The organism is Micromonospora sp. LOL_025, from assembly GCF_048060285.1.
Classification (GTDB): domain Bacteria; phylum Actinomycetota; class Actinomycetes; order Mycobacteriales; family Micromonosporaceae; genus Micromonospora.
Window position 1 is genome coordinate 1 of sequence record NZ_JBHMIR010000086.1, and the last position, 2,423, is coordinate 2,423.

The window sequence follows — 2,423 nt, forward strand, 5'->3', positions numbered from 1 at the left end:
AGCGAATCCAGGTGCGCGCACACCTCATCCAGCGCGGCGGCGAACACCGGGAACTCGCCGCACAGCTCCCGACCCATCCCGGCGCGCTGCGCACCCTGACCCGAGAACAACAGCGCGAGCTGGCCGCGAGCGGCGGCGAAGCCGGTCACGACGGCCCCGGAGGGCTCACCCGCCGCCACCGCCGTGAGGCCCGCCAGCAGCTCGTCCCGGCTCACACCGGACACGACCGCCCGGTACTCCAACGCCGACCGCGACACCGCCGACGACCAGGCCACGTCCACCGCGCGCAGCTGCCCGTCCGCCGACAGCCAGCGCGCCCACCGGCCGGCCTGCGCCGACAGCCCGACCGCGTCGCGGGCGGACAGCAGCACCGGCGCCACCGGCGGCACGGCGTCGGCGACGATCTCACCGTCGACCACCTCGGCGGGCGGCTGCTCGATGATCACGTGCGCGTTGGTGCCGGAGATGCCGAACGACGACACCGCCGCCCGGCGCGGCCGGTCCACCTGCGGCCACGGGGTGGGCTCGGTCGCGAGGGCCACCGCCCCGGAGGCCCAGTCGATGTGGGGCGACGGCTCGTCCACGTGCAGGGTCGGCGGGACGAGGCCGTGCCGCATCGCCATGATCATCTTGATCACGCCGGCCACGCCGGCCGCCGCCTGGGCGTGGCCGATGTTCGACTTGATCGAGCCGAGCCACAGCGGCTCCCGGCCCTGCCGGTCCTGCCCGTAGGTGGCCAGCACGGCCTGCGCCTCGATCGGGTCGCCCAGCGTCGTTCCCGTGCCGTGCGCCTCGACCACGTCCACATCGGACGCCGACAGCCGCGCCGACGCCAGGGCCTGGCGGATCACGCGCTGCTGCGACGGGCCGTTCGGGGCGGTCAGCCCGTTCGACGCGCCGTCCTGGTTCACGGCGCTGCCGCGTACCACCGCCAGGATGCGGCGGCCCTCGCGCCGGGCGTCGGACAGCCGCTGCACGAGCAGCACGCCGACGCCCTCGGACCAGCCGGTGCCGTCGGCCGAGGCCGCGAACGACCGGCACCGGCCGTCGGCCGACAGGCCCCGCTGCCGGGAGAACTCCACAAAGGTGCCCGGGGTCGCCATCACCGTCACGCCACCGGCCAGGGCGAGGTCGCACTCACCGCTGCGCAGCGCCTGCACCGCGAGGTGCAGGGCCACCAGCGACGACGAGCACGCCGTGTCGACGGTGACCGCCGGGCCCTCCAGGCCGAACGTGTACGCCACCCGGCCCGACAGGACGCTGCCCGAGTTGCCCGTGCCGATGTAGCCCTCGACCTCGGGCGTCTCCATGAGCCGCGTCGAGTAGTCGTGGTAGATGACGCCCGCGAACACGCCGGTCCGGCTACCCCGCAGGCCCGTCGGGTCCAGGCCCGCCGACTCGAACGTCTCCCACGACGCCTCCAGCAGCAGGCGGTGCTGCGGATCCATCGCCAGGGCCTCGCGCGGCGAGATGCCGAAGAAGCCGGGGTCGAAGTCCGCCGCGCCGTACAGGAAGCCACCGTGGCGGGTGTACGAGGTGCCGGCGTGGTCGGGATCCGGGTCGTACAGCGACTCCAGGTCCCAGCCCCGGTCGGCCGGGAACTCCCCGATGCCCTCCCCGCCGGTGCTGACCAGCCTCCACAGCTCGTCGGGAGACTCCACGCCGCCCGGGTAGCGGCAGGCCATGCCGACGATCGCGATCGCCTCATCGGCGTCGCCGGTCGTCGACTCGTCGGCGGCGACGACGCCGGGCCGGGTGCCGGCGAGTTCCGCGTACACGTGGGCCGCCAGGGCCTGCGGGGACGGGTAGTCGAACACCAGGGTCGAGGTGAGGCGCAGGCCGGTCGCGCCGTTCACCCGGTTGCGCAGCTCGACGGCTGTCAGCGAGTCGAAGCCCAGGTCCTTGAACGCCCGGTCGGCCGGCACCGCCTCGGCGCCGCCGTGCCCGAGCACCTGCGCGACCAGGCCCCGCACCAGCTGGTCGACCTGCGCAAGGCCGTCCTCGGCACCGAGGCCGGCGAGCCGGTCGGCCCAGCCGCCGGCGCCCTGTCCGGCGCGGCGGCGCGTCGTCGCCACGTCGACCAGGTTGCGCAGCATCGGCGGTACGACCGCGCCGGAGGCCGCCGCCCGCAGCGCGGGTACGTCGATCACGGCCGGCACCAGCACCGCCCGATCGGCCCCCACCGCGGCGTCGAACAGCTCCAGTCCGGTGCGGGCGTTCATCGGCCGGAGTCCGGCGCGCGCCGTCCGGGCCCGGTCGTTGCCGCCGACCGTGGCGGCCATGCCGGCGGTGTCCCACATCCCCCACGCCAGGCTCACCGCCGGCAACCCGAGCTGCCGCCGGTACACCGCCAGCCCGTCCAGGAACGCGTTACCCGCCGCGTACGCCGACTGCCCCGGCGAACCCAACACCCCCGCCACCGA

General features: G+C 75.4%; 1 protein-coding gene. It reads right to left on the reverse strand.

Annotation, left to right across the window (positions count from 1 at the left end; all coding sequences use genetic code 11):
- A partial coding sequence (locus ACFHW0_RS31565; RefSeq protein ID WP_416613277.1) for a beta-ketoacyl synthase N-terminal-like domain-containing protein occupies positions 1-2,423 on the reverse strand: 2,423 nt, incomplete at both ends.